The 26,497-nt window shown below is 55.0% G+C and carries 22 protein-coding genes and 1 riboswitch; of the genes, 20 read left to right on the top strand and 2 right to left on the bottom strand.

What is annotated here, in order from left to right:
* Nucleotides 1–88 precede the first annotated feature (88 nt).
* From A3842_RS24215 to A3842_RS24195, 6 genes are all read left to right on the top strand, one after another.
* Nucleotides 89–6,583 (top strand): WIAG-tail domain, encoded by a 6,495-nt coding sequence (locus A3842_RS24215; RefSeq protein WP_074103005.1) that lies wholly within the window; start codon nt 89–91, stop codon nt 6,581–6,583.
* Between the two features lie 80 nt (nt 6,584–6,663).
* Nucleotides 6,664–6,870, top strand: a complete 207-nt coding sequence (locus A3842_RS32180) for a hypothetical protein (RefSeq protein WP_143186352.1) — start codon at nt 6,664–6,666, stop codon at nt 6,868–6,870.
* Nucleotides 6,871–6,912: 42 nt separating this feature from the next.
* Nucleotides 6,913–7,761: a glycosyltransferase family 2 protein gene (locus A3842_RS24210; protein WP_074084086.1), complete on the top strand. Its 849-nt coding sequence runs from the start codon at nt 6,913–6,915 to the stop codon at nt 7,759–7,761.
* Nucleotides 7,758–8,921 (top strand): glycosyltransferase family 2 protein, encoded by a 1,164-nt coding sequence (locus tag A3842_RS24205; RefSeq protein ID WP_074103004.1) that lies wholly within the window; start codon nt 7,758–7,760, stop codon nt 8,919–8,921. Before A3842_RS24210 ends, A3842_RS24205 begins: the two co-directional genes overlap by 4 nt.
* The gene (locus A3842_RS24200; protein WP_074103003.1) at nt 8,918–9,655 is read left to right on the top strand and encodes a glycosyltransferase family 2 protein; all 738 of its coding nucleotides are present in this window, start codon (nt 8,918–8,920) and stop codon (nt 9,653–9,655) included. The genes A3842_RS24205 and A3842_RS24200 overlap by 4 nt, the downstream gene beginning before the upstream one ends.
* Before the next feature lie 47 nt (nt 9,656–9,702).
* On the top strand, nt 9,703–10,434 hold the full coding sequence (locus A3842_RS24195) for a sugar phosphate nucleotidyltransferase (RefSeq protein ID WP_074103002.1): 732 nt from the start codon (nt 9,703–9,705) through the stop codon (nt 10,432–10,434).
* Between the two features lie 187 nt (nt 10,435–10,621).
* On the opposite strand, the gene A3842_RS24190 is transcribed toward A3842_RS24195, so the two are convergent.
* Nucleotides 10,622–11,158 carry a GNAT family N-acetyltransferase gene (locus A3842_RS24190; protein WP_167374725.1) on the bottom strand — a complete coding sequence of 179 codons (537 nt, stop codon included), beginning with the start codon at nt 11,156–11,158 and terminating at the stop codon, nt 10,622–10,624.
* Nucleotides 11,159–11,374: 216 nt separating this feature from the next.
* Here A3842_RS24190 and A3842_RS24185 point away from each other — a divergent pair, with 216 nt between their 5' ends.
* The 11 genes from A3842_RS24185 (at nt 11,375) to A3842_RS24135 (ending at nt 20,786) form a co-directional block, all read left to right on the top strand.
* Entirely contained in the window at nt 11,375–11,668 is a 294-nt protein-coding gene (locus A3842_RS24185; protein WP_083609712.1) for a nucleoside-diphosphate sugar epimerase, read from the top strand.
* 24 nt (nt 11,669–11,692) lie between these two features.
* The gene (locus A3842_RS24180) at nt 11,693–12,031 is read left to right on the top strand and encodes an alpha-helical endospore appendage domain-containing protein (protein ID WP_074103001.1); all 339 of its coding nucleotides are present in this window, start codon (nt 11,693–11,695) and stop codon (nt 12,029–12,031) included.
* Nucleotides 12,028–12,339, top strand: coding sequence for a hypothetical protein (locus tag A3842_RS24175; RefSeq protein ID WP_074084091.1), 312 nt, complete (start codon nt 12,028–12,030; stop codon nt 12,337–12,339). Before A3842_RS24180 ends, A3842_RS24175 begins: the two co-directional genes overlap by 4 nt.
* The gene (locus A3842_RS24170; RefSeq protein WP_074103000.1) at nt 12,336–12,743 is read left to right on the top strand and encodes a hypothetical protein; all 408 of its coding nucleotides are present in this window, start codon (nt 12,336–12,338) and stop codon (nt 12,741–12,743) included. Before A3842_RS24175 ends, A3842_RS24170 begins: the two co-directional genes overlap by 4 nt.
* A gap of 168 nt (nt 12,744–12,911) precedes the next feature.
* Complete coding sequence (locus tag A3842_RS24165; protein WP_074103065.1) at nt 12,912–13,436, top strand: GNAT family N-acetyltransferase; 525 nt, start codon at nt 12,912–12,914, stop codon at nt 13,434–13,436.
* Nucleotides 13,437–13,646: 210 nt separating this feature from the next.
* Nucleotides 13,647–13,745: riboswitch (purine riboswitch) on the top strand.
* A 63-nt stretch (nt 13,746–13,808) separates the two neighbouring features.
* A complete protein-coding gene (locus A3842_RS24160) occupies nt 13,809–15,146 on the top strand; it encodes a 5'-deoxyadenosine deaminase (protein WP_074084094.1) in 1,338 nt (445 codons plus the stop codon).
* Between the two features lie 136 nt (nt 15,147–15,282).
* The gene (locus tag A3842_RS24155; RefSeq protein WP_074103064.1) at nt 15,283–15,858 is read left to right on the top strand and encodes an RNA polymerase sigma factor; all 576 of its coding nucleotides are present in this window, start codon (nt 15,283–15,285) and stop codon (nt 15,856–15,858) included.
* Nucleotides 15,855–17,048, top strand: a complete 1,194-nt coding sequence (locus A3842_RS24150; protein ID WP_074102999.1) for a hypothetical protein — start codon at nt 15,855–15,857, stop codon at nt 17,046–17,048. Before A3842_RS24155 ends, A3842_RS24150 begins: the two co-directional genes overlap by 4 nt.
* Nucleotides 17,049–17,256: 208 nt before the next feature.
* The gene (locus A3842_RS24145; RefSeq protein WP_074102998.1) at nt 17,257–19,155 is read left to right on the top strand and encodes an LTA synthase family protein; all 1,899 of its coding nucleotides are present in this window, start codon (nt 17,257–17,259) and stop codon (nt 19,153–19,155) included.
* Between the two features lie 10 nt (nt 19,156–19,165).
* On the top strand, nt 19,166–20,611 hold the full coding sequence (gene wsfD, locus A3842_RS24140) for a glycan biosynthesis hexose transferase WsfD (RefSeq protein WP_074102997.1): 1,446 nt from the start codon (nt 19,166–19,168) through the stop codon (nt 20,609–20,611).
* Nucleotides 20,601–20,786 carry an aspartyl-phosphate phosphatase Spo0E family protein gene (locus A3842_RS24135; RefSeq protein ID WP_074102996.1) on the top strand — a complete coding sequence of 62 codons (186 nt, stop codon included), beginning with the start codon at nt 20,601–20,603 and terminating at the stop codon, nt 20,784–20,786. Before wsfD ends, A3842_RS24135 begins: the two co-directional genes overlap by 11 nt.
* A 78-nt stretch (nt 20,787–20,864) precedes the next feature.
* Here the strand turns inward: A3842_RS24135 and A3842_RS24130 are convergent, their stop codons facing one another.
* Nucleotides 20,865–21,641: an AAA family ATPase gene (locus A3842_RS24130; RefSeq protein WP_083606977.1), complete on the bottom strand. Its 777-nt coding sequence runs from the start codon at nt 21,639–21,641 to the stop codon at nt 20,865–20,867.
* A 203-nt stretch (nt 21,642–21,844) separates the two neighbouring features.
* Between A3842_RS24130 and A3842_RS24125 the strand changes: the two genes are divergently transcribed.
* The 3 genes from A3842_RS24125 (at nt 21,845) to A3842_RS24115 (ending at nt 26,081) form a co-directional block, all read left to right on the top strand.
* Entirely contained in the window at nt 21,845–22,936 is a 1,092-nt protein-coding gene (locus A3842_RS24125) for a CgeB family protein (RefSeq protein ID WP_371916020.1), read from the top strand.
* 30 nt (nt 22,937–22,966) lie between these two features.
* Nucleotides 22,967–24,100, top strand: coding sequence for a CgeB family protein (locus tag A3842_RS24120; RefSeq protein ID WP_083606976.1), 1,134 nt, complete (start codon nt 22,967–22,969; stop codon nt 24,098–24,100).
* Nucleotides 24,101–24,566: 466 nt separating this feature from the next.
* Complete coding sequence (locus A3842_RS24115; protein ID WP_178382404.1) at nt 24,567–26,081, top strand: glycosyltransferase family 4 protein; 1,515 nt, start codon at nt 24,567–24,569, stop codon at nt 26,079–26,081.
* Nucleotides 26,082–26,497: the final 416 nt, after the last annotated feature.

Genomic DNA, 26,497 nt, shown 5'->3' with positions numbered 1-26,497 from the left:
TACAGGCTTGGTGTAAACGGGTGTCATTCGCCTAGTGCGCTGCATATGATGCCTAGGAGAAACAATAGATGGAAGGAGGAGACTGCTTGTGAAGAGCTCCAGGAAAAATCAGCACCGCAGTTCCAAAAAACCGCTCTATTTTGTGGATAATCCGAATATGAAGGAACTCAGCATGCTGGGAAGCAGTCCCAAGATACAGGAGGTTATAGACACCTCCGGAAGCGAAGTGCCGGATACCGGGAGTACAACTTTGAAGGTTAGCGGGGTGGATACGCTTGAAGCGGCGGATTCCGTGGAATCTGCCGTACTTGATCAGCAAGCGCCTCAGGAACAGGTGGAGGAACCTTCGGTTTCGGCTGCTGAGCCTTTGCCGTTGACACCTGAAGTCGTGCTGCCAGTGGTGGAAAGAGAACGCCTGCAGCCTGTATATACGGATGATTTGTCCGACGCTGCCGTTACCGGAAGCAAAATTGCCCCCCGGACCATTGACGGGTCCAAGCTGAAATTCGGTATCATCGGAACGCCCTGGCTGCAGGATTATGCGGTGCAGAGCATCAATATCGCGGACAAGGCAGTAACTTCCTCTAAGCTGGCCCCCGAATCCGTAACAGGTGAGCATTTGGCAGAAGGAAGCATCAGCGGCGGTAAGCTGCTGGATCATTCCATCGGCGGCGAAAAACTTAAGGATGGCAGCATTGGCCCGGAAAAGCTGGCTGACCGGATCATTGGCGGAGGTCAAATTGCCGATCAGGCCATTACGAGCCGCCATCTTAGCGACTGCATCATTACGGCTGACCTGCTTGAAGATGGAGCGGTGACCGGCGAGAAAATTCTGAGCAGCACCATCGTCAGCCGGCATCTGGCGAACGGGAGCGTTGACCGTTCCAAGCTGGCGGACGAAGTGGTAACGGGGGACAAAATAGCCGACGGAGAGATTAGCGGTGATAAGCTGGGAGACGCCGTTATTGAGAGCCGCCATATCAGCGGCGGCGCCATTACAGCGAAGCATCTGGCTCCGGGAGCCATAGGGCCGGAACAGCTTGCCAGCCGTTTGATCGGCAAAGAGCAGCTCCAGTCCGGGATCATCGACAGCGGTCACCTTGCCGATGGATCGGTAGGTCCACGCCAGATTGGCAAGGAGGCCGTACGGGGACAGCACTTAAGCCCGGAAAGTGTGAATGGTAGCCATATCGCCGACGGGGAGATTGCCAGCCGGCATTTGGCGGACCGCAGCATTTCTTTTGTGAAGCTGGCGGAAGGGGCGGTTGGAACAGTTCAGCTTGTGGAGCAGGCAGTTACCTCTTCCAAAATAGCGGATCAGAGCATCCTTGCCCATAAGTTGGCTGATGAGGCTGTAACGACACGGCACATCGCCAAATCTGCGGTACGGGGGCCGCAGCTTGCCATGCAGGCAGTTGCTTCAGTCCATCTGCAGCGTGAGTCTGTGGAGCACTCCCATCTGGCGGCGGAATCCGTCGGGTCTATGCAGCTGCAGGAACAATCGGTACTCACGAGCCATCTGGCAGATGGGGCTGTTACGGGGGAACAGCTGGCTTCTGGATCGGTTGAAGGTGAGCATCTGCGTCCACATAGTATCACCCCGGACAAATTGGCGGATGGGAGTGTCATTGCCGCCAAGCTGGCTCCGGGTGCGGTTATCGGCAATGCAATAGCGCGGGAAGCTGTCAGCGGGGAACATATTGCTTTTTGTACGGTAGAGGAAAAAAATCTGGCGGATGCCAGTGTCAGCGGTCGTGTATTGCAGCGGGCCGTTGTGGATGCCGAGCACTTGGCACCGGGGGCTGTAGAGCGCAGGCATCTTGGGGACAACAGTGTAACCTCCTCTGCCCTGCAGCCAGGTTCGGTAGTGGGTGAGAAGCTGGCAACCGGCGCGGTGAAGGAGGTCCATCTCTCTGCCGGTATCGTTCAGCCGCATCATTTAGCTGATCATGCCGTCACGTCATTGAAGCTGTCGCCGGAAAGTGTCTCAACCGATAAGCTGGGCGATCTGGCAGTTACAGCAATGAAGCTGGCGGATGGCAGTGTGGAAGCCGCGAAGCTGGCGGCATCAGCAGTTCAGGCAGAGCACTTGAGTGCGGGGGCGGTTGGCTCTGGTGCAGTCAGTGACGCCGCTGTGCAGGGAAGACATCTTGCGCCGGGGAGTGTTAGCGGGGCACATATTCGGCCGATGTCCATCGGTAATGGACATATCAGCCCGAGCTCCATCTCGTCCATTCAGATCCAGGATGGCAGCATCAGCGGAGCTAAGCTGATAGAAGGTGCAGTCTCATCCCGCCACCTCGCACCCGGTAGTGTGGCAGGCAGCCATTTGGCGGAAGCTTCAGTGGAAGGAAAGCATATCGGGCAAGGCGGCATCACCTTAGCGCATCTTGCTGAAGAAGTCCGCAGCGGCCAGATTTTGCCGGACGGCAGTATTGGCGGTGAGAAGCTGGCAGCGGGTGCTGTGGGGTCCTACCATCTGGCCTCTGAAAGTATAGGGGCTGGACATCTGGCGCCGGGAGCGGTAGAAGGACAGCATATTCGAGACGGAGAGATCACCCTGGCGCATCTGGCGGAAGAGACACGCAGTGCAGACATCCTGCCGGATGGAAGCATCAGCGGTTCCAAACTGGCCGAGGGCTCGGTAGCGGCATTCCATCTGGCTACAGGCAGTGTGTATGCAGATCATTTGACAACGGACGCGATAGACAGTCGCCATATCCGCTCCGGCAGCATCCGGCTTGAACATTTGGCCAAGGAAACACTGACCTCTGAATTGCTGCCGGATGGCAGTATTGGAAACGGGAAGCTGGCTGCTGGTGCGGTGAGTTCGCTGAATCTCCAGCAGGAAAGCATTTATGGTGAGCATCTTGTAGACGGAATACTGCAGGAACGGCATTTGCGTCCAGGTCTGATCAAGCTTGAACATCTTGCAGATGAGTCCCGTAGTGCAGCGCTGCTGCCGGACGGCAGCGTGGGCGGAAGCAAGCTGGCGGCAGGCGCAGTAGGTTCGTCTCAGCTGGCTTCCGGCAGCGTATTGGGAGGGCATTTGGCAGCGGACGCGGTGGACAGCCGCCATATCCGTGCCGGCAGCATCCAGTTGGCTCATCTGGCTGCCGAGACGCTGAGCGCGGAGCTGCTGCCGGACGGCAGCGTAGGCGGAAGCAAATTGGCGGCAGGTGCGGTGGGTTCGCAGCATCTGCAAGCCCAGAGTATCCAAGGTGAACATCTGGCAGATGGAACGCTGGAAGAGCGCCATTTGGGCAGCGGCATCATCAAGCTTGAGCATCTATCGGAGGAAGTCCACAGTGCGGAGCTGCTGCCGGACGGCAGCATTGGAAGAAGCAAGCTGGCGGCAGGTGCGGTGGGTACGCAGCAACTGCAAGCCCGGAGTATCCAAGGTGAACATCTGGCAGATGGAGCATTGGAGGAACGTCATTTAGGCAGCGGCATTATCAAGCTTGAGCATCTGGCGGAAGAAGTCCACAGTGCCGAGCTGCTGCCGGACGGCAGCATTGGAGGGAGCAAGCTGGCGGCAGGTGCGGTGGGTACGCAGCATCTGCAGCCGCAGAGCATCCAGGGCGGGCATCTGGCCGATGGAACGTTGGAGGAGCGTCATTTGGTCAGCGGCATCATTAAGCTTGCGCATCTGGCGGATGAAGTCCACAGTGCGGAGCTGTTGCCGGATGGCAGTATTGGAAGAAGCAAGCTTGCGGCAGGGGCAGTGGGATCGCATCACTTGCAGCCGCAGAGCATCTACGGCAGGCATCTGGCGGATGGAACGCTGGAGGAGCGCCATTTGGGCAGCGGCATCGTCAAGCTTGAGCATCTGGCGGAGGAAGTCCGCAGCGCAGAACTGCTGCCGGACGGCAGCATTGGCGGCAATAAGCTGGCGACAGGTGCGGTAGGTGCGCAGCATCTGCAGCCGCAGAGCATCCAGGGCGGGCATCTGGCGGATGGAACGCTGGAGGAGCGCCATTTGGTCAGCGGCATCATCAAGCTAGCGCATCTGGCGGAGGAAGTCCGCAGCGCGGAAATACTGTCGGACGGCAGTATTGGCGGCAATAAGCTGGCGGCAGGTGCGGTGGGTACGCAGCATCTGCAGCGTCAGAGCATCCAGGGTGGGCATCTGGCCGATGGAACGCTGGAGGAGCGCCATTTGGGCAGCGGCATCGTCAAGCTTGAGCATCTGGCGGAGGAAGTCCGCAGCTCAGAACTGCTGCCGGACGGCAGTATTGGTGGCAATAAGCTGACGGCTGGCGCGGTGGGTACGCAGCATCTGCAGCCGAAGAGCATCTACGGCGGGCATCTGGCCGATGGAACGCTGGAGGAGCGCCATTTGGTCAGTGGCATCATCAAGCTTGCGCATCTGGCGGAGGAAGTCCGCAGCGTAGAACTGCTGCCGGACGGCAGTATTGGAAGCAATAAGCTGGCGGCAGGTGCGGTGGGTACGCAGCATCTGCAGCCTCAGAGCATCCAGGGCGGGCATCTGGCGGATGGAACGCTGGAGGAGCGCCATTTGGGCAGCGGCATCGTCAAGCTTGAGCATCTGGCGGAGGAAGTCCGCAGCGTAGAACTGCTGCCGGACGGCAGTATTGGAAGCAATAAGCTGGCGGCAGGTGCGGTGGGTACGCAGCATCTGCAGCCTCAGAGCATCCAGGGCGGGCATCTGGCGGATGGAACGCTGGAGGAGCGCCATTTAGGCAGCGGCATCATCAAGCTTGAGCATCTGGCGGAAGAAGTCCGCAGCGCGGAAATACTGCCGGACGGCAGTATTGGCGGAAGCAAGCTGGCGGCAGGTGCGGTGGGTACGCAGCATCTGCAACCGAAGAGCATCTATGGCGGGCATCTGACAGATGGAACGCTGGAGGAGCGCCATTTGAGCAGCGGCATCATCAAGCTTGAGCATCTGGCGGAAGAAGTCCGCAGCGCTGAGCTACTGCCGGACGGCAGTATTGGAGGAAGCAAGCTGACGGCAGGTGCGGTAGGACCTTACCATCTGGCTCCGGCCAGTGTATACGGAGGCCATTTATCCCCGGGTTCAGTGGACAGCCGCCATATTCGTCCTGGCAGTATCCATTTTGAACATTTGGCCGAGAGTGCGCTGAGCTCTGAACTCCTGCCGGACGGGAGCATTGACGGAAGCAAGCTGACGGCAGGTGCGGTAGGTACGCAGCATCTGCAACTTCAGAGCATCCAGGGCGGGCATCTGGCCGATGGAACGCTGGAGGAGCGCCATTTAGGCAGCGGCATCATCAAGCTTGAGCATCTGGCGGAAGAAGTCCGCAGCGCGGAGCTACTGCCGGACGGCAGTATTGGAGGAAGCAAGCTGACGGCAGGTGCGGTGGGTACGCAGCATCTGCAGCCTCAGAGCATCCAGGGCGGGCATCTGGCAGATGGAACGCTGGAGGAGCGCCATTTGGGCAGCGGCATTATCAAGCTTGAGCATCTGGCGGAGGAAGTCCGCAGTGCGGAGCTGCTGCCGGACGGCAGTATTGGAGGAAGCAAGCTGACGGCAGGTGCGGTAGGTACGCAGCATCTGCAGCCTCAGAGCATCCAGGGCGGGCACCTCTCTGATGGAACGCTGGAGGAGCGCCATTTGAGCAGCGGCATCATCAAGCTTGAGCATCTGGCGGAGGAAGTCCGCAGCGCGGAACTGCTGCCGGACGGCAGCATTGGAGGAAGCAAGCTGGCGGCAGGTGCGGTTGGCCCCTACCATCTGGCTCCGGCCAGTGTATACGGAGGCCATTTATCCCCGGGTTCAGTGGACAGCCGCCATATTCGTCCTGGCAGTATCCATTTTGAACATTTGGCCGAGAGTGCGCTGAGCTCTGAACTCCTGCCGGACGGGAGCATTGACGGAAGCAAGCTGGCAGCAGGTGCGGTAGGATCACAGCATCTGCAACTCCAGAGTATTCAGGGCGGGCATCTCGCCGATGAAACGCTGGAGGAGCGGCATTTAAGCCCCGGCATCGTTAAGCTGGAACATCTCGCGGAGGAAACCCGCAGCGCGGAACTGCTGCCGACTGGCAGCATTACCGGAGAGAAGCTCGCATTTGCCAGCATCGGAACGGAGCATCTGGCTGAAGGTGCAGTGGGGAATTCTGAGCTTCAGGACGAAGCAGTGGATGCCTCCAAAATCACCTCATTCGCAATCCAGTCCCGCCATTTGGAAGAGGATAGTGTACAGGGATATCATATTGCTCCTGGTTCCATCACGAGCGATCACCTGACTCCCGGCTCGGTAAATGCCGAACACCTGTCGTTCAGTCCGGTACAGAGTGCCGGCAACCGGGAAGTGCTGCAGCAATTTGGCATGACAGCCTTCATGTTCAATGGTGATGCGGAGAGTGTAGAGGTGACTGTAGCTTTTGATGAAAGCTTCGGTCATACCGGTTATGTCCTTGTTGCCATGACCAATCAACCGTTCTTTCACGCTTCATTGAAGAACAGAGGGGGCGGGGAAGCTGTTATTGAAGTGGTGCGGCTGCGTGAAACCTCCCATTTCTATGGAGTGTTATCCTGGATTGCCCTTGGCACTCCCTTGGTGAAGCCGGTGGCCGATCATCGGGTATTTGATTAATCGGCTGACGGGCTGAACTTTAAGGAAATGCAGGGTCATCTCAGAGTATGATGAAGTTATTGTAAAAGGGGGCGCAGCCAATGGCTGCGCCTTTTGCGCGGCGAAGAACCAGGGATTGGCACTCGCGATGTTATGTGAAAATTTGTTTCGGGTTGCTGCAGCCGCTGCCCGGGTTCCCTTCAAACGATACCTTAGCCGGACTTAGCAGCGAGCGGGCATTTGTCCAAATTTCTGTCTGGAGGGAGACACTTGCCGTTACCCGGGACAGCATAATACATAGACTGTGATGTAACCCTCAGCCCGGAGACCATGTCCTGCAAGGAAGGTGGATGAGCTTGAAGCATACACGTACATCTGCCCGCCGCACGGGTCGGCGGGCTTTGCGACCAACGCGGAGGATTCCCCGGCCAGTGCGTTCTGCCATGCTGCGCGCTGCGGCCAACCACCCGGAACCTTATGTGTCGGTAATCATTCCGGCCATGAATGAAGCAGGAACGATTGCCAAGGTGATTGCCGGAGCGAGGGGAGTCCATCCCCGTTGTGAGGTTATTGTTATTGTTAATGGCTCTGCTGATCATACGGCAGACATTGCGTTATCACTGGGAGCTCAGGTCATTCTCTTCGAGCAGCCGCTCGGACATGATGTGGGCCGAAGTATCGGAGCAGAGGCAGCGAAGGGAGAAGTGCTGCTTTTCACGGACGGTGATCTGGTCATTCCTGCCTCACAGCTGCGTCCCTTTGTGGCCGCAGTCAGTCAAGGTACAGATGTGGCTCTAAATGATTATTCCGGTCCGGTCCGCGGTAAATTCCCGCATCCGGTAGTGCTCTCCAAGCATGCGCTCAACATTATCCTGGGCCGTCCGGACCTGAAAGGCTGCTCAATGACGGCAGTGCCCCATGCACTCAGCCGCAAAGCGTATGCCGATCTGGGAAGCAGCCTCTTGTCACGGCCGCCCCTGGCACATGCACAGGCTGTGCTTGACGGCCTGGTTGTGAAGGCAGTGCATAAGATCCCTGTCGGTAAGCTGAATGCAATCCGCCCTAAGCGGGCGGGGGCTGATCCGTTGCGCGAGGTCATCCTCAGGGATCATCTTGATGCGGCAGGCTTGGTAATTCAGCGCAGAGGCGAAAGAGCAGGCTTCAGTGACGGGAACCGGCGAAGGGAGATGGTGAGATGATAGCCGAGATGCCTGACGCTATATCCAGCTCCCGGCAAAAGGCGACTGTATCTGCGGCACTTTCCTCCCGCCGCTCTAGGGCAAAAGCGCGGCAGGCTCCGGCTGTGCGGAATACACGGGCTGGCGCACCTGGTGCATCTGGCCATGGCAGTTCTGCAGCAGCCCTTGTCCAAGCAGCGGGACCTTCACCTTCCCGCCGAAAGGGGGCAGGCCGTTCCGCCGCCCGGCGCAAGAAGGCCAGATCTGCTGCTGCCGGTGGAGCTGCAGTCCGCCGGAGCACCGCAGGCAGTCCTGCCTCCATCCGTCAGGGGGCAGGCAGCCCCCCTCACCACATTGCGGCGGGAGGTAATGCCCGGGGCTCCGACGTCTACCGGGGAGCAAAGCCCCAGCTGCCGCAATTGGGCGGGTCACTATCGGTGATTATATCGGCCCGCAATGAAATGCGAACCCTGCCAGGGCTGTTGAAGCAGGTGCAGCAGCTGCATCCGGCTGAAATCATCGTAGTGCTGAATGGATGCACGGATGATAGTTATAAGTACACCCGGCTATGTAAGCAGGCTACAGTGGTGCACTGCCCGGAATCTGCCGGGCATGACGTAGGCCGGGCACTTGGGGCTAAGCTCAGCCGGGGTGACATCCTGCTGTTCCTCGATGGGGATATGGTTATCTCTGCGCCGCAGCTGGCCGTTTTTGCAGCGGCAGTGGACGGTGGGGTGGATGTGGCACTGAATGATCTGGATTCGCTGCTGCCCTCATTTGATTTATGCGATGATGTCACCCGCTGCAAGCTGTATCTGAACAGTGTTCTGGGGCGGAGCGATCTGGGCGTCAGCTCGATGACCGCCGTACCGCATGCCCTGTCACGGCGGGCCTTGGAGCGGATCGGCTACCGTGAGCTGATGGTCCCGCCCAAAGCGCAGGCGCTCTCGATTATAGAGCAGCTGCGGGTAGAAAAAGCCGGGACGGTAAACGTCATTAAGCATAACCGTCTCCGCCAGGGAAACATAGGAGCCGGGAATGCCATGGAGCAGCTGATCGTCGGTGACCATGCCGAAGCACTGCTCCGGGTGCTAATCCACCGCGACAAAAACGGGGGGCTCACCGGTGAAAGCCTGCTGGAGCAGCGGCGGCAAATGGCAGCCTGGAGGAACAGCATATGACGATGACCAGTATTATTATTCCTACGTACAATAGGGTCGGCCTGCTGCGCTCCTGTGTCGAATCCATTAAGGCTCATACTGAATCCGCTTATGAAATAATCGTGGTCGACAACGCTTCAACGGATGGCACAGACGCATACTGCCGCGAGAATAAACTGACCTTTATTTCACTTCCGGCAAACCGGGGGTTTCCGGTGGCCTGTAACCTGGGACTGCAGCTGGCCTCAGGCGATGAACTGCTGCTGCTGAATAATGACGTTATTGTGCCGAGGGGCTGGCTTGAGCGATTAAAACATGCCTTGTACAGTGCTCCGGACATTGGCATCGTGGGGCCAGTAACGAATTATGCCAGCGGGCGGCAGCGGGTAAGTACAACATATATGGATATTGCTGAATTCCACGCCGAGGCTGAGCGGGTGAGTCTTCAAGGGTCCCGCGGGTGGAGTGAAACACGACGGCTGATCGGTTTATGCTTTTTATTGAAAAGAGAGCTGATGGAAACCATTGGACTCCTGGATGAGCGGTACTCTCCCGGACATTATGAGGACGATGATTACTGCTACCGTGCCCGGCTGCGGGGCTACAGGCTGTTGATAGCCGGGAATTGCCTTGTGCATCATGAGGGAAGCGCCAGCTTCAAGGAGGTCTACTCCTCCGGGCTTCAGGAGCTGGTCGAACGGGGCCGCAGGATGTTCATGGACAAATGGAATATAGATCCTGCGCAATTCATCTAAAAGGTTGACCCAAAGGCTAAAGCCACAGATAAAAAGGAGGAAAGTAAGTGAAAGGAGTCATACTGGCGGGCGGAACAGGATCAAGGCTATATCCGCTGACCCGGCTTATGAACAAACATTTGCTTCCGGTCGGCAAATATCCCATGGTGTGTTACGGTATAGACCGATTGCGCCAGGGGGGCATAACCGATATTCTCCTGGTCATCAGCAAGCAGTCCGCGGGGCAATATACGGATTTTTTAGGCAGCGGCGCAGAGTTTGGCGTCTCTCTGACTTACAAAATTCAGGAGGCTGCCGGAGGCATTGCGGAGGCACTGGAGCTGGCAAAAGGATTCATTTTCCCAGGTGAGCGGTTTGTTGTGCTGCTTGGTGACAATCTGTTCATGGATGATCTGACACCTTATCTGAAGCAGTATCTGCAGCAGCCTCAGGGGACGGCCAAGGTCTTGCTGAAACCGGTGGAGGATGCACGGAGATACGGCGTCCCGGTGTTCGACAGTCAGAATACCGGCTTAATTGCTTACATCGAAGAGAAGCCGGAGCATCCGAAGACAAAGTATTGCGTAACCGGCATTTACATGTACGATGAGGCTGTATTTGATATTATCCGGCGCGTGTCACCTTCCCAAAGAGGGGAGCTTGAGATCACCGACGTGAACAATATTTACGCCGCAGACCGCAGGCTCAGTTACGATGTGCTCAAGGAATGGTGGAGTGACGCTGGAACATTCCAGTCTCTGTACGAAGCCGGAGAAAAGCTGAAAAACACGCTGCCGTGAGGCGCGTGTTTTATTGCGTCGGGCCAGTGGCACGCCAACAGCAGCAGAAATGCCGTTGTTGCTGCCGAAATTGGCCAACGGCACGCTAACAGCAGCAGAAATGCCGTTGTTGCTGCCGAAACCGGCGCACGGTTTGCAAGCCGCCTTCACTTCTCCCGCAGCATCACAACCAGCGACAGTGTCCTCGTCAGGCCAGGCTCCCTGCCGGAGTCTGGGCGGCAGGCCGTGCGATCCGCCACCAGATCAGCTCATCCGCCTCCCGGTGCTTTTGCGCGCCCAGGTGCTGAAGCACTTTGTGCGAGGCGGCATTGTCTTTTTCGGTATCAGCGATGACCCAGAGCGCCCGGGGATCGCTGAAGATCCAGTCGCAGATACACTGCACTGCCTCTGTTGCGTAGCCTTGTCTGCGGTGGCTCTCATGAATGACATAACCCACAATGACTTCACCCTGATCATTGGGACACCCTTTGAGGATGATGAAGCCGATCAGGCGCTGCTCTTCCCGCTGAATCACCGCCCAGTTCGTCAGCCATGGATAGTTGAGCGGGTCCTGCATTACCTTGGAGTGTCTGATCTGCATGGCATACAGCATTTCATCATCCAGTTCAGTTCCGCTTGGGTTCAGGCCCAGCGCCTGCTCCAGTCCGGCATAATGAGCTCCCGCCAGGGATAGCTCAGCCAGTGTTAAAGGCCGTATATCCACGCGGCCGCTTGCAATTTTCAATAGAAATACCTCCGTTCCGGTGTTGCCTTTTCTGAAATTCTTATGTAAAAAGTTCAAATCCACCCTCAGCATAATCTCGCTGTTTAACATTTGTCAATCCTTACCATTCCCGTAAATTTCACTTCACCCGCTACTCCCCGTTAACTTACAGTAAAGCCGCGCACCGCACGGGCTTCTGCCGCATATGCTGTAGCAGGGCGTTTGAGCAAAGGAGACATGAAGGTGCAGAGTAAAATAACGAAGGTCCTGCAGCACATGGCCCATACGCACGAACAGATGGCGCGGATTCTCGATGCCGAACGCCACGTCGCCGTCCGTATGTCGCAAATAGTCCATGATCTGCCGGATGTAGAGCCTGACTTTGGCGGATTCAGCGGACTGGTGGAGAGCACGGGTAAGATCAACAAAAATATTATTGCTTACCTGAATGCGATTGCTGATCTGGAAGAGGCGATGGCTGAAGGAGTAGGAAGGGTCATCAAGGAGCTGGGCGGCCAGGAAGAAGAGTAGCGCTTAAGGAGCAGGAGGTGGAAGATGAGCAGAGAAAAAGCTTTTCTGCAAATGCTGGAGTCGTCCGCTACTATCCAGTGGAACATCGCGATGATCCTTGAGGCCAAAGCGGTGGAAGCGGAAAAAGTGAAGCAGTGGACACAGCATCATATCCACGCTAGAGCGTTCGACTCCCATGAAGAACAGTTGAAGGAATCCATCTCCATTCACGAGGTGATTGTGGAAATGGTAGAGGGGCTGACCAAGCTGGAAAACGGATTGTACAGCAATCTAAAAGCGGTGCTGGGCAGCGGTGAAGAAGGCGGCGAAGGATTCGGTGGCATGACCGGTGACGGCTTCGAATTCGGAGAAGATAGTAAATGAGCGGCGGGCTGCACTCTGAACATGCCGTCAAGCTCGAGATGATCCGCTCCATTGCCCGCAGTCAGGCTGCACTTGCGGCCATCCTGGAGAGTATAGCCGAGGTTACAGGGCAATCGGAGCTGACAGCCCGCAAGCTGAGCGACAATATCCGGATACTAAGCCAATATCAAAGCGCGATGTGCCGGATGATGTCCGGTATTTCGCTGCACCGGCCCAAACGGGGAATTCCTGCCGCGCCATGGCTGAGTACGGCTTGCGCAGGCGGTACCTCTAGAAGTACATGGAGTACAGGAGGAGTAGAAGGATGAAGAAAAAGAAACTTGGAAAGCTGCGTTCGGGCGGCAGAACCCGCAGACGCATACTGCTGTCGCGCAAAGCCAGAGTCCGCAAGGGGCCTTTACGCAAAGCGCGGGGAGGACTGATCCGCCGGACAGGCAAGACCAAGAGAAGTCTCTTGCAGCGCAAAAAAAGAAGACTCCGCCGCCGGATCGTCCGGAAAGTCCAAGTCATTCAGCCGCCGGTACAGGTAGTAGCCGCTATTGAGGTTCCGCCCGTGCCGCAGGTGGTGCCGCTCCCCCCGGATTTGGGCGTCCCGCCGGAAACGCCCCCGGGAGACGCCTTTCAGCAGGGCTACACCGAAGCATACAACGTGGGGTTCGATGCAGGTTTCGCCAAGGGCTTCGAGGACGGGCATAAGCTGGAGCTTGGCTAAACCGCGTGGAGTCACAGAATGAGCTGCTCTGTAGAGGCCGGGGGATGCATGCCGCCTCTATAGAGCTTTGTGGATTTCTCTGCACTATCGATCGCGTTCACGGATATGATAGACTTCTTAACAGAATCTCTACCAGGTTCAAATGTCGATAGGAAAGCAGGGATGTACATGAGTGGGAATGAGATACGTATTGCACGAAAAGATGAGATCGGAGAGATCATGGAACTGATTTCCAAATGTGTACAGGCCATGCAGGACGGCGGAAGTGACCAATGGAATGATACTTACCCGAACCGTGAGGTCATTGGGAAGGACATTGCGGACGGCACCTTATATGTCTGTGTGGATCAGGCTGCCATCGCCGGCATCATTGTGCTGGACAACAACCAGGCGGAGCAGTATGAAGCGATTGACTGGTTAGAGGTGAAGGGGCCGAATCTGATTATGCACCGGCTGGCCGTTCATCCTGAGGTTCAGGGCAAAGGGATTGCCCGCAAGCTGATTGCTTTTGCCGAGGAGTATGCCCGCAGCAGCGGTTACACCAGTATACGGCTGGATACCTATGCTATGAATAATAAGACCCTGGTACTGTATCCTTCTCTAGGCTATGAACGCAGAGGGGAAGTGGATTTTCCCGGGCGTACAGCGAACTTTCCTGTGTTCGAGAAGGTGCTGACATCCGGTGTGGAATAATGGACAAGCCTGTAGAGGGCGACCGGGGGGGGCATTTCAGAGATAACCAAAAAGCATTGGTTAGATATTTAATGGGAGGAAACATAACGCGAATACAGTGTTGAAATCAAATACGTGCCTTTTTGAGCATAGAAATCATCTTGTGTTATTTTATCTAACTCATGTTGACAACAAATATGTCTCTAACTTATGATAGGGTTATTCAGCAAGCAATTGAATAATCCTTTTTTTCGTATATCCTTAATAATTGGTTTAAGGGTCTCTACCGGGAACCGTAAATTTCTGGCTACGAAAATATGCCTTGGCATATTTTTGTGGCCTTTTTGTGTTAGCGGCGGCTAAGGATTGCAGAAGACAAGGGGGACGGCGAAGATGGCAAACATCCTGATCAAAAACGCAGAGATGATCACCATGAACAAACAGGAAGCAATCATTTACGGAGATCTCCGCATCCAGAATAACCTGATTACAGAGATCGGTAGCGGGCTTGCAGTACAGGGGGATGAACGGGTGATTGATGCCACGAACCGCACGGTCATTCCGGGTTTCGTACAGACCCATATTCATCTCTGCCAGACGCTGTTCCGGGGCAAAGGGGATGATCTGGAGCTGATGGACTGGCTGCGCAAGCGGATCTGGCCGCTCGAAGCGGCGCATGATGAGGAATCGCTCTACTATTCCGCCATGCTGGGGATTGGGGAGCTAATCTCCAGCGGTACGACGACCATTGTGGATATGGAGACGGTGAATCATACGGATTTTGCCTTTCAGGCCATTGCGAAGAGCGGTATCCGGGCCTTGTCGGGTAAGGTGATGATGGATCAGAAGAATGCGGATGCGCCCGCAGCGCTGCAAGAGGAGACGGCGGCTTCGCTGCAAGAGAGTGTGGATCTGCTGGAAAAATGGAACGGGTACGGGAATGGACGGATTCAGTATGCATTCTCGCCGCGTTTTGTGATCTCCTGTACCGAGCCGCTGCTGCGGGAGGTGCGTGATCTATCTCAGCGATATGGGGTTAAGGTGCATACACATGCCTCCGAGAATTTGGGGGAGATCGAGATCGTTCAGGCCATGACCGGGATGCGCAATATCGTCTATCTGGATCATCTGGGGCTGGCCAATGAACGGCTGATTCTGGCGCACTGCGTCTGGGTGGATGAGGAGGAGCGGCGTATCTTGCGCGACAGAGGCGTTCATGTCAGCCATTGTCCCGGCTCCAACCTGAAGCTGGCTTCGGGCATCGCTGATACACCAGGCATGCTGCATGATCACATTCATCTCAGCCTTGGCGCAGATGGTGCTCCATGCAACAACAACCTGGACATGTTCAATGAAATGCGGCTGGCGGCCATGATCCAGAAGCCGCAGCATGGGCCGACTACGATGGATGCGAGAAGTGTTTTTCGGATGGCTACGATTGGCGGAGCCCGGGCCGTGGGTATGGAGGATCAGATTGGCAGTATTGAAGTCGGCAAAAAAGCGGATCTGGCGATCCTGAACCTCTATAACTTCCACACCTTCCCTTCCTTCGATGTAGACCCGATCTCCCGTATTGTCTATTCCGCAACCCGGGCCGATGTGGAAACAACGATCATCGACGGTGAAATCCTTATGGATAAAGGTCTGCTGAAAACTGTAGACAAGGACACGGTGCTGCATGAAGCCAACCGTTCCATTAAAAGACTGCTGGCGCACACATCACTGGTCTAGCGATCCGCCAACAATATAAGAAGCAGGGGGTAGAGGCCCTCTGCTTCTTTTTGACTTTTTTAGTGATTTCGGGAACCTTTCCATTAGAATTGAGGTCATATCAAGTGAGGTGAAGACGTTGGAACTGGGATGGGAATTGGAACAGCATCAGCTGGCGCATGCAGCAGTCATGAGCGAAGAGCAGCTGAGGCGGATTATGGGTTTTTACGGGGATGATATATGGAATTATATTTATTACCTCACCAAAAGCGCCGATATGGCGGACGATCTGGCACAGGAGGTATTTATTAAATGTTATTACCGGATCGGAACCTACCGGGGGTCCTCTTCCTTGAAGGCGTGGTTGTTCACCATCGCAAGGAACACCGTATTCTCCCACCGCAAATCGCGGTTCTTCCGTTCGGGGCTCTGGGGCGGTGTACAGACCATCACAAAAGCGGAACCCGCCAAGAACAGCTTCCCTGATGAACTGCTGGGAACGGTCCGTTCTGCGGAGATGGAGTACCTCGGCAACAGCCGGATGGATGAGATCTGGAGTGTGATCCTGCAGCTTCCCGACAAGTTCCGTGAGGTGCTGGTGCTGGATCTGAAAGCGGAGCTGACCATTCAGGAAATCGCCGGATTGACCGGACTCTCAACGGGAACCGTCAAATCCAGGCTGCACCGCGCGAGACATAAAGTCCAGGAGAAATTAAGGGGGATGGAATCATGAAGGAGCGGGAGCCGAAGTGGTATGAAGAAGCGCGGAACGGTCCATTCCGGGAATCAAGGTTCACGGATGCGGCAGCCGATAAGGTCATTATGCGTGTGCGAAACGGTGTGCCGGGACCGGAACGGGCAGGCCAAAAGCTGCGGCGAAGCTTCATAGCGGCTGCGGTCATTCTGCTGCTGGCCGTAGCCGGAGCGATCCTGCAGCAGAAAGGACTACTGGGGGAAGGCAGACAGGCAGGCTTGTTCTACCAGGAGGTGAAGACCCCCGACCTCACCGATGCCGGACTCCGCAAGACAGCCGAGCGCATAATGCAGGAGCAGCTTGGGAAGAAGCTGCCTTTTGTGGGGCTGGAGCGGATGGATGAAGCGAAGCAAGCCGCTATTATTTTCAGGGCAGGTGAGGATGCGGCTACGGTATGGATCAGCTCGGAAACGGGGCAGGTGCTGCGGATGTACATGAATGCTTCGTTTCTCCCCGGAGAAGCGGATGCAAATCTCTTACGGACAGCCAAAAAGACTATACAGGAAATAGGCTATCCGAGGGATTTTAAGATTAGTAGGGTACAGCGCTTCGTGCAGTCTGGATTAAAGGTTGAATCCGGGATTCAGGTACAAGTACAGGACAGTTTTATCGGCAATGAGGGGCAGATTGATTTTTTGAATAGAAAGTTCGACCGTGCTGTCTTTAATGTAAGCCTGGATCTATTCACTGAAGAAGTGAATCAGATCGGCCTTAAGGCACTTCAGCATCTAAGAACCAAAGGAACTGATAGACTGATTAGAGTGACCCGGAACATTGGCGGAGGCAAGGATGAGCTCGTACTAGATTATAGACAGGGGGACCTGTCCTCCTCTTTCTTTACTATGGGTAGCGTTACTATGGATTACTACACACATGCGGTAAAAGGAATGTCTGATATGTCGTTGTTCATTCCTAAGTCACAGGATTCCGGACAGCTTGCTGAGCAGGATCAGAAGCTGCTGAATATGGATGATGCTAAGCTGCAGGATACGGCGGCAGCTGTCGTTAATGGGGTCTTTGGTATTCGTCTTCAGGAATACAAGCTTGAGAAAAACATGAAGACTCCTGGGATTGTTACGTTCAGAAGCGTAGGCAAAAAACATGCAATTAAGGTTTCTTATAATCTTGACGGGGCGGTCTATAATGTACAAGAAGCCGAGGCAAGCTAATCCAAATGCGTATAAGAGATAGTTATATGAGGATGCGAGCCTTTACGGGCCTGCATCTTTTTTGTTAATACGGGGATTAAGATATTCCCCTATATAAAGCTGTTCCAACTTGTGATTCAGGATTGATTTGCTATACTAGAGAAATGTGATATTTTACAGAAAAAGAGAATTGGGTTTACAAAACATCTAGAAGCTAAGAGGGGAAGTTATGAACGAGAGTAAGCCTGTGCGGGTAGGGGCACATTTCTATATCGTGGCGGGGCTGATCTGGCTGAAGCTGCTGCTGCTGCGGTGGCTGTTTTTTGACCGGATTGCCTGGGAATGGATCGCCGCGGATGTGGCACCGGTGCTGCTGTTGATGGGGCTCCTGACCCTGGTCCTTCCGGCCCGGCTGAAGACGGGTGTCTACTGGGTAATCAACGGCCTGTTATCGCTGCTGCTGTTTGCGGCCAGTGTCTATTTCAATCATTTTGGCTCGGTTCCAACGTATCTGGCCCTGTATGAGCTGAATCAGGTCTTTCAGGTAAAAGAGAGTGTAGAGTCTACGATCCAGGTTGTGGATTATCTGTTTTTTGCGGATCTTGTGGTCGTAGTGGTCTATAGGCTATTCCGCAGATGGAAAAGAGGGGCGGCCTTTTCGCCGCGCCGCTATGTCTCGCCTGGCGCACGGAGAGCACAGTGGATCGTGATACTGGTTGCGATTATCGGCGGCGGATCGTTGTCAGCCTACTCCATTCACGCAGCTCGCGGAATTACCAACGAGCTGGTGCAGGCGGAGAGCGCGGGCTTCCTGAATTATGAGGTGTTCGCAGCAATAAAATCCCAGGAGGACAACGGCCTCATCGGTACTGGGGATATCCACGAAACCATTGCCAAGGTGGATGCACTCGAGGCTTCTTATCCCTACAGCAGCAAACCTGCGGGAACGGTTCCCGATGATTTCGGTTCGCAAAAAGGGAAGAACGTAATTGTTATTCAGATGGAAGCCTTTCAGAATTTTCCGCTGCATCAGTCGCTGAACGGTCAGGAGCTGACGCCGGTGCTGAACGGTTTGGCCGGGGAAGGCTTTTATTTTCCGCATGTCTACCAGCAGATTGGGGCGGGCAACACCTCGGATGCCGAGTTTATGAGCAATACCTCCATTTATCCGATTGCTTCGCTGGCAATGTCCACAGGCTTCGGAGACCGGGTGCTGCCGAGCCTGCCGCGTCTTTTGCGGGATAAAGGTTATGAGGCGTATACGTTTCATGTGAACAAGGTCGGCTTCTGGAACCGCAACGAGCTGTATCCGGCGCTGGGCTTCAATGGCTATTATGACAAGAGAGCCTTCAAAAATGACCATTTCAATGCCTTCGGCGCTTCCGACGAGCAGCTCTATATAACGGCCGTTGAGAAGCTGGCTGCATTGCAGTCCAAGGGAACGCCATTCTATGCCCAGCTGGTGACGGCTTCCAGTCATCATCCCTTCAAAATCCCGGATGCCTTCAAAAAAATCACCCTGCCGGACAAATTGCAGAATACCATGCTGGGTGACTATCTGACCGCCATCAACTATACGGATTTTGCTGTAGGAACATTTATCGAAGGACTGAAGCAAAATGGGCTCTGGGACAACACCGTGCTGGTGCTGTACGGTGACCATTTTGGGCTGCAGCCGCAGGATGTTCCTCCGGAGCAGGTGGAGGAGGCCCTCGGAATTCCTTACGATTCGCGGATCAGCCGCTTCAATATCCCGCTCATTATCCATGCGCCGGGAATGTCAGAGGGGAAGGTTGTAGAGCGCACCGGAGGGCAGCTGGATATTTTGCCTACCCTTGCGAATCTGCTGGGAGTATCGCTGAAGCAGGAGGGATTCACGGCCTTCGGGCATGACCTGCTTAATATTGACCGCAACGTGGTGGGGATGCGCTATTATTCGCCGACAGGAACTTTTTTCAATGATAAGATTATGTTCGTGCCGGGCAAGGGCTTCGAAGATGGCGAGGCAGTATCGCTGGATACGCTTCAGCCTGTGGCGGATTACAGTCAATATCAGAGTGATTATGATTATATTCTGAAGCTGATGGGCTTATCGGACGAATATGTGAAGCTGCTTCCGCAGCGGTAAGGGAGAAAAGATGAAACGATTATTCAAAGCAGAACATCTCATTGTCCTGGCGGGTTGTGGTCTGATTATTTATTTGCTGTTTGTGCAGCCGTTCGTGGGGGTTGCCGACAATGGCGATTTCAAGCGGATGATGAATACCATAGGACTGGATTATTATCATACTGCGGAAAGCTATGCCGACCGCTTTTTCAGCTTCAGCCATTCCAGATTTTCCTATGAAAATTTGTTCCAGGGCTTCTATCCGTCCTCGCAGATTGTGCTGGTGCTGGTGCCAAGGCTGCTGGCCGGGCTTGTGCACGGCAGTTATTTTGATATCCGCCTGCTGGCGGCGGTGTATGCACTATTGCTGCTGGCGGCCACCTGGCTGACCGTGAAGGTAGGGGCGCGCAGCTCTTATATTACAGGTCTGCTGCTCGGTACAGGAATGCTTGTTGTATTTTACGATATCGGGTATCTGGCCTACTTCAATTCATTGTTTGGTGAGCCGGTGTCGATGGTATTCATGCTGCTTACCTTTGCACTGGGACTCAGGCTGGCCCTGCAGGAGCGGCCGACAACCAAAGGCCTGACGCTGTTTTTCATCGCTGTCCTGTTTCTGATCTGCTCCAAAATCCAGAATGCGCCGGTCGGCATAGCCTTCTCCCTGATCTTTCTGCGGTTTATGACACTGAACGGGACGGGGAACTGGCGGAAGCTGGCTAGACGGTTCGCGGTGGCGGTGTGTCTTGTCTCTGTGATGATATATGTGGCCGCACCCAAAGAGCTGAAGCATATCAACCTCTATCAGACTGTATTTTTCGGGATTTTGAACCAGTCCCCGGATGTGAAGGGGGATTTGCGTGAGCTGGGCTTACCGGAGAAGCTGGAAGTGCTGGCGGGAACCAATTATTTTGAGGCTGGTACGGCTATCAAGCAGGATGATCCTTCGCTGCAGGCGGATTTCTATGACCGGGTGTCCCATAAGGATGTGCTTTTCTTCTATATTGAACATCCCTCACGGCTGGTGGACGGTATGAAATTTGCTGCCCGGAACAGTATGGATCTGCGACCTTATTATCTGGGAAACTATGAGAAGTCGGAGGGTCTGCCAGAGAAGGCCCTATCCTATACTTACAGCACCTGGAGCCAGTTCAAAAGAGAGGTTCTGCCGCATTCGTTAGGCTTTTTGGCTATATTCTATCTGCTCTATTACGCCGGAGTTCTCTTTGAGTATTTCCGCAGCCGGGAGTTGCGTGGACGGATTGCGGGTGAACTGCTGATGCTGCTGGGTCTGATTGGACTATTTTCGTTCCTGGTTCCGATTCTGGGTGATGGCCGGGCCGATATCGGGAAGCACTTGTTTCTGTTCAACGTCTGCTTCGATATGATGGCTGTGGCGATGTTCGGCTGGCTGGTCCACAAGCTTGTTCAACTGGTGCAATCCATGCTCGGGAAAGACCGCCGCTATGGGCGATAAACAACATCAGGCACGGATTGAACAAGCGAGAAAAGAAATGCACACCTTGGCCTTGGAGCATGGGATCCGGCACCCACAGGTGCTCCGCCAATCGGTGAAGCTGGATGCCCTGATCAATGAATATATTGATTGTCGGACTGCTGATGACGAGAGACTCCAGGAGAGAGATTCATAGATTACAATACGGAAAATGGGAAAGACACTTGTACAGGTATGTTCTATCTGTGCAGGTGTCTTTTTGTGTTCTCCAACTTCAGTCGTCTGCCAGCAGTTCGCGCAGCATCTTCCCGCGGTCGTTCATGAACGCCTTGGTTACGGTATAGTGCTCTGTGTCTTCCAGGGCTACCTGACGGATACCCTCGCCCTCCAGCAGATAAATCTCGGAACCGGGATAGGACATCAGAATAGGAGAGTGGGTTGCGATGATAAACTGCGAATGCCGTCCCACTAGCTCGTGCATGCGCACCAGCAGCGACATTTGCCGCAGCGGCGAGAGAGCCGCTTCCGGCTCATCGAGAATATAGAGGCCTTGTCCCCCAAAGCGGTGGACAAAAGCCGCAAAAAATGATTCTCCATGCGACTGCTCATGCAGCGACTTACCGCCGTAGGAATTGGAGATCTTGTTGCTTCGTACCCCCGGCACCTCAGGACCACCGTCCAAGTCGTCAATATAGGAGGCTACATTGTAGTAGCTCTCCGCGCGCAGAAAGAAGCCGTCCCGCGGGCGTCTCCCCCCTTTGGCAAGCCGCAGGTACTCGTACAGGCTGGAGTGCGAGGAGCGGGTGTTGAACGAGAAATTGAGAGTTCCCCCTTCCGGATTAAACCCCCAGGCTGCAGCAATACCCTCCAGCAGCGTGGATTTCCCCGTTCCGTTCTCCCCGACAAGAAAAGTAACCTGTTTCTGAAAGGCAAGTTTGCTGAAGCTGCGGATCACCGGCAGATCAAACGGGTAGGCCTGAAAGGAAGGGACCCGTTCACGCAGCAGCTCCGCATGGCGGATATAGAGCATGGCATTATCCATCGCAACCATTGTCCCACTCTCCCAACCTTATTATTAGTCTCTCACTTGCTTCCATAATTGTAGCCCGAGTGGAACCATTCTGCAAAGGTTCGGGCATCCCGGGCGAAAGACAGGGGGCATATGCCAATTTCGGCCGGATACAGACAGATGTCCATGAGGCGGATGCTGACTCCGCATATAGTTATACTGTCTTGAGAATATGACGGGGCAGGGTGAAAGCCGTGAAATCAAAAAAGAGAAGAGTGCCTCCACGGGATTACCGCGACGGTTATCAGGAAGGCTACCGTCTCGGCCTGTGTGAAGCCGTGAAGCGCCTGAATTCTCCAGAGGCAGGAGCGTGCCGGCCGTTCAAGCTGATGTATGTTCCCCAGGGATTTCAAGCGATTGATACGGGGGTAACGGAAGCACTGGGACAGCTCGTTAGTGAACTGATCATCAGCTCACCGGAAACGATGCTGGAGATAGCCGCCCGCGAGTCGCCCGGAGCCGTGCTGGTCATGAATGGTCTGCATGTGTTTCCTGAGAATCATCTGGAACAGATCACGGAGATACGTAAACTGGGTATTCCTACGGCAATCTGGTTTGTGGATGATCCTTATTTTACGCAGGATACATCGGTCATTTGCCAGCATTATGACCATGTTTTTACACATGAACTGGGATGTGTGGAGTTCTACCATGATCTGGGGGTAGGCTCTGTACATTATCTGCCGCTCTGCGTCAATCCGCAGATGTTCTATCCCCGCCGCACAGGTCCGCAGTATCAGTACGATATTGTGTTCATCGGCAATGCCTTCCGCAACCGGACGGAGCTGTTCGACGAGCTGGCTCCGTTTCTCCGGGGCAAGAAAGTGCTGATTGCGGGAGGCTTCTGGGAGCGCCTGAATACCTTTGAGGAGTTGTCGCCTTTTATTAAAGACGGTTTTATCCCTCCGGAGGAAACAGCCAATTATTACAGTGGTGCGAAGCTGGTCATTAATATTCACCGCCCATGGGAAGGCGGGCAGGATAACCGGAACACCTTCCAGCTATCCTCCCGTTCAATAAATCCCCGGACCTATGAGATTAATGCCTGCGGGACGATGCAGCTAACCGATGTCCGAGAGGATCTGGGCAGTCATTACCGTCCGGGCAAGGATCTGGAGACCTTTGCAGGTGCCGACGAACTGAAGCACAAAATCGAATACTATCTGGAGCACGAGAAGGAGCGCCGGCAGTTCGCTCTGCAGGGGCTGCAGACCACGCTTCGCCATCATACTTTCCTTGCGCGTCTGCCCTATCTGCTGAATGTCCTTACCTCATAAGTCTGAAATCCAATATAAGGAGCGAATACCATGAACAATAATTTTATCATGCCGGCACCGCCGCTGCCACGGACGCCAGCGGAAGAAGAGAAGCTGCGTGGCCGTCTGACCGGCTTCAAGGTTGGATTTGATGAAGGCTATCTGCGGGGGAGACTTACGATCCTGGATGGACGCCCGGAGGAGCCGCTTCCGGTCCGTAACATCCATGTAATGTACGTGGCTTCGGGAAAAGGATATCCTTATTCGCCGCTTGACGATGCAGTACTCTATGCCCTGCAAAAATTGACGGCTAAGGTCACGATTAGCGATGTGCGTCAGAATCTGGTGGAGCTTGCGGATACGGAACGCCCCGATCTTGTGCTTGTTCTGGATGGAATGGATCTGCCGCTTGATCAGGTTGCAATTCTGCGCAGCAAAGGCATCAAGACAGCGATCTGGCTTACAGATGATCCGTATTATACAGATTTCACTATAAAAATCGTAGCCCACTACGATTATGTGTTCACCTTGGAGCAGAATTGTGTGGAATTCTACCGCGGTCTGGGATGCGCTGAGGTGCATTATCTGCCCTTTGCCGCCCACCGGGAACATTACCGTCCAACGACAGGCCGGTCATCGGTCAGCCGGGATATCAGCTTCATTGGCTCGGCGTACTGGAACAGAGTTCATTTCTTCCGTGAGATTATGCCGGAGCTGATGAGCTACAACACCATTATCAACGGTATTTGGTGGGACCGTCTGCCGGAGGCACCCCTGTATGGGGAACGCATTGAGATCGGCAAATGGATGACACCGCAGGAGACGGCGGTCACCTACAGCGGCTCCAAAATCGTCATTAACCTCCACCGTTCCCATATCGATGAAGCTGTGAATAACAACACATTATCGATCACTGCCGCTTCACCTAACCCGCGCACCTTTGAAATTGCAGCCAGCGGAACGCTGCAGCTCAGTGATGCGAGAGATGATATGGGCTCTTTTTATAAAGTAGGGGAAGAGATCGACACGTTCTCAAGCCCGCAGGAAATGATGGAGAAAATCCGCTTTTACCTGACTCATGAAGAGGAGCGCCGCGCCATGGCTCTGCGCGCGTTTGAACGGACGCTTAAGGATCACACGTATACCAAACGGCTGAATCAGCTGTTGACTGTGATTTACGGATAGGCTGTACAGAGTACAGGAGGAAATGTGCGTATAACCGGGGACAGGTGTCGTGCCGGCATTTGTTCCTCCTCAATATACTACTGGAGTACCGGGCTTTGGCGCTCTTTCGCAGTACTCTGCGGCAGGCGAAGCGGGCCCTTCCGCATACGATGAAGCGGATGCTCCGAAGCGAGTTTACCTGCGAAGAAGTACCATGTAGCATTGGCTCCGTAAAACTAAGCGGATGCTTCCGAGGCGAGTTTTCCTGCGAAGGTATGAACTGTAAGTAATGCTCCGTAAAACTAAGCGGATGCTTCCGAGGCGAGTTTTCCTGCGAAGGTATGAACTGTAAGTAATGCTCCGTAAAACTAAGCGGATGCTTCCGAAGCGAGTTTTACTGCGGAGGTATGAACTGTAAGTAATGCTCCGTAAAACTTTTAGGAGGTGAATGGCGGCTCTACAGCCTTGCAAGGAGCGCCGACACACCATGGCCGACAAAGCGACAATCGTGCTTTTTTCCCATGTATCCAATACACGCAGCATTACCGGCGCGGAGAAGCTGCTGCTGTTCTTCAGCCGGGAGCTGTTACCGTATTTCAACTGCATTCTTGTGGCACCCCAGGAGGGTAAGCTGACCCGGCAGGCGCGTAAGAATGGACTGAATGTGCAGCTGCTGCCGATTCCGCTGGTCTACGGGATATACACTCCTTATGCCGGCCTGGAGGCAGATATCCGTAAATTTCAGGAAAGTCGTGAATACGGCGAGCTGCTAGACTGGCTTACCGGGCTGCGTCCGGCTTTGATTATTTCCAGCACCTGTGTTCATGCTTTGCCGGCGATGGCGGCGAAATCACTGGGTATTCCGGTGGTGTGGAAGATTACAGAGACGATCACGGACAATGAGTTCACTCCCATCAGCACGGGGTTGATTCACATGAATAGTGATGAAATTCTGGCCATCTCTCACACGGCTGTGGCCTGTTTTCCTGAGGATATCCGCGAGGGGAAGGTGACACAGCTTCCTCCGTCCTGGAATGAAGCAGAAATGATGTTTGAAGCCTGGAGCAAGCTGCGGGGCGAGCGCCGCCGTGAACTGCGAATTGCGCCAGCGGAGCCGCTGCTCGGCTATATTTCTTCCTTCATTAATAAAGAAAAGGGACTGGAGCATTTCATCAAAATGGCTGTTCTTGTATCGGGACAGCATCCTGAAGCGAAATTCATCGTGGTCGGCACACCCGGAGATAAAAGCTACTATGAGCGTTGTGTACGCAAAGTCAAGCTGGAAGGCCTCACTTCCAAATTCAAATTCATCGGTTACGAAGAGAGTCTTCCCGACATCTATTGTGCTATGGATATACTGGTCGTCCCCAGCCTGATCCGCGAGGGTTTCGGGATGACTGCCCTAGAAGGAATGGCCTTCGGCAAACCGGTGGTGGCCTATGCCTCCGGCGGCTTGTATGAAATTCTCCATGCTGCCGGATGTGAAGGCCTGCTGGCGCCGGTGGGGGACATTGACGTACTCGCACAGCGGGTGAACCTCCTGCTGGCGGAGCCAGGTCTGGCTGCTGTGATCGGCAGCCAGGCCCGGGAGCGCGTTGACGCGGTCTACGGACCGGCGGCGTACCGCGCCCGGCTGCTGGGCCTCGCGGAGAGGTGGCACCTCCGCTACTGCTCCGCGCTGCCAGATCCTGCTGGCGCACCGGGGCCCCCCGCTGCCGAAGCTTCGGACAGCGGCGAACCCGCCCCGCCGCCGCCGCCGCAGCCGGAACCGCCGCAGCAGGAACCGCGGCGGCGGGGCACCGGGAGCCGCGCTGCACGGCTACGGCGCGGCAAGCTCCGGCGCGGCAGGCTCCGCCGCGCCAAAACCCGGGCGCGCAGCCGCAAGCGCCCGGGCCGGAAGCGGCGCACGGCTGCAAGCGCGCGCCGGCGGGGCAGCGGCGGCAAGCACCGCCGCGCGGGCCATGCACGCCGCCGGGCGAAGCGGCGGCGCAAAGCGGCCTAGGCACGCCGCCGAAGAAGGCGTGCGCCTGAAGCCGCTGCGCGCCTCATGTGCGCAGCAGCCTGCAGCCGCGCCCGTGCACGCAGTAACGGCAAAAATGCCGTTACATCCGCCACCGCGCGCCACACTTACCCAACGGCAGAAATGCCGTTATTTCCACCAATCGGGCGCTATACGCACCCACAACAGCAAAAATGCGGTTACTACCGCCGCCCGCGCGCCACACTTACCCAGCAACGGCAAAAATGCCGTTACTTCGGCGCCCACAGGTAAATAGGTGGAAAAAGTGAACTTATTTCTCGCTGAAATCACCAATTAGAGGATTTAAGTGGAAAAAGTAAACTTAATTAGGTGGTATGACCTAGAAAATAAACAAAAGGATTGAATTAGTTATACTTTTTCCACTTTGATTGCGGAGC

The sequence above is a fragment of the Paenibacillus sp. P3E genome (assembly GCF_001909045.1).
Lineage (GTDB): Bacteria > Bacillota > Bacilli > Paenibacillales > Paenibacillaceae > Paenibacillus_AQ > Paenibacillus_AQ helianthi.
The sequence above is the reverse complement of the archived record's forward strand: the minus strand, read 5'-3'. Positions and strand labels throughout refer to the sequence as shown.

What these genes read in the sequence shown, in the direction of transcription:
- A3842_RS24130 (WP_083606977.1), bottom strand. Translation starts at nt 21,641, where the DNA reads ATGGTTGCGATGGATAATGCCATGCTCTATATCCGCCATGCGGAGCTG.
- A3842_RS24175 (WP_074084091.1), top strand. Translation starts at nt 12,028, where the DNA reads ATGAGCGGCGGGCTGCACTCTGAACATGCCGTCAAGCTCGAGATGATC.
- A3842_RS24180 (WP_074103001.1), top strand. Translation starts at nt 11,693, where the DNA reads ATGAGCAGAGAAAAAGCTTTTCTGCAAATGCTGGAGTCGTCCGCTACT.
- wsfD (WP_074102997.1), top strand. Translation starts at nt 19,166, where the DNA reads ATGAAACGATTATTCAAAGCAGAACATCTCATTGTCCTGGCGGGTTGT.
- A3842_RS24185 (WP_083609712.1), top strand. Translation starts at nt 11,375, where the DNA reads ATGAAGGTGCAGAGTAAAATAACGAAGGTCCTGCAGCACATGGCCCAT.
- A3842_RS24170 (WP_074103000.1), top strand. Translation starts at nt 12,336, where the DNA reads ATGAAGAAAAAGAAACTTGGAAAGCTGCGTTCGGGCGGCAGAACCCGC.
- A3842_RS24205 (WP_074103004.1), top strand. Translation starts at nt 7,758, where the DNA reads ATGATAGCCGAGATGCCTGACGCTATATCCAGCTCCCGGCAAAAGGCG.
- A3842_RS24120 (WP_083606976.1), top strand. Translation starts at nt 22,967, where the DNA reads ATGAACAATAATTTTATCATGCCGGCACCGCCGCTGCCACGGACGCCA.
- A3842_RS24145 (WP_074102998.1), top strand. Translation starts at nt 17,257, where the DNA reads ATGAACGAGAGTAAGCCTGTGCGGGTAGGGGCACATTTCTATATCGTG.
- A3842_RS24160 (WP_074084094.1), top strand. Translation starts at nt 13,809, where the DNA reads ATGGCAAACATCCTGATCAAAAACGCAGAGATGATCACCATGAACAAA.
- A3842_RS24165 (WP_074103065.1), top strand. Translation starts at nt 12,912, where the DNA reads ATGAGTGGGAATGAGATACGTATTGCACGAAAAGATGAGATCGGAGAG.
- A3842_RS24115 (WP_178382404.1), top strand. Translation starts at nt 24,567, where the DNA reads ATGGCCGACAAAGCGACAATCGTGCTTTTTTCCCATGTATCCAATACA.
- A3842_RS24200 (WP_074103003.1), top strand. Translation starts at nt 8,918, where the DNA reads ATGACGATGACCAGTATTATTATTCCTACGTACAATAGGGTCGGCCTG.
- A3842_RS24210 (WP_074084086.1), top strand. Translation starts at nt 6,913, where the DNA reads ATGAGCTTGAAGCATACACGTACATCTGCCCGCCGCACGGGTCGGCGG.
- A3842_RS32180 (WP_143186352.1), top strand. Translation starts at nt 6,664, where the DNA reads ATGGCTGCGCCTTTTGCGCGGCGAAGAACCAGGGATTGGCACTCGCGA.
- A3842_RS24150 (WP_074102999.1), top strand. Translation starts at nt 15,855, where the DNA reads ATGAAGGAGCGGGAGCCGAAGTGGTATGAAGAAGCGCGGAACGGTCCA.
- A3842_RS24135 (WP_074102996.1), top strand. Translation starts at nt 20,601, where the DNA reads ATGGGCGATAAACAACATCAGGCACGGATTGAACAAGCGAGAAAAGAA.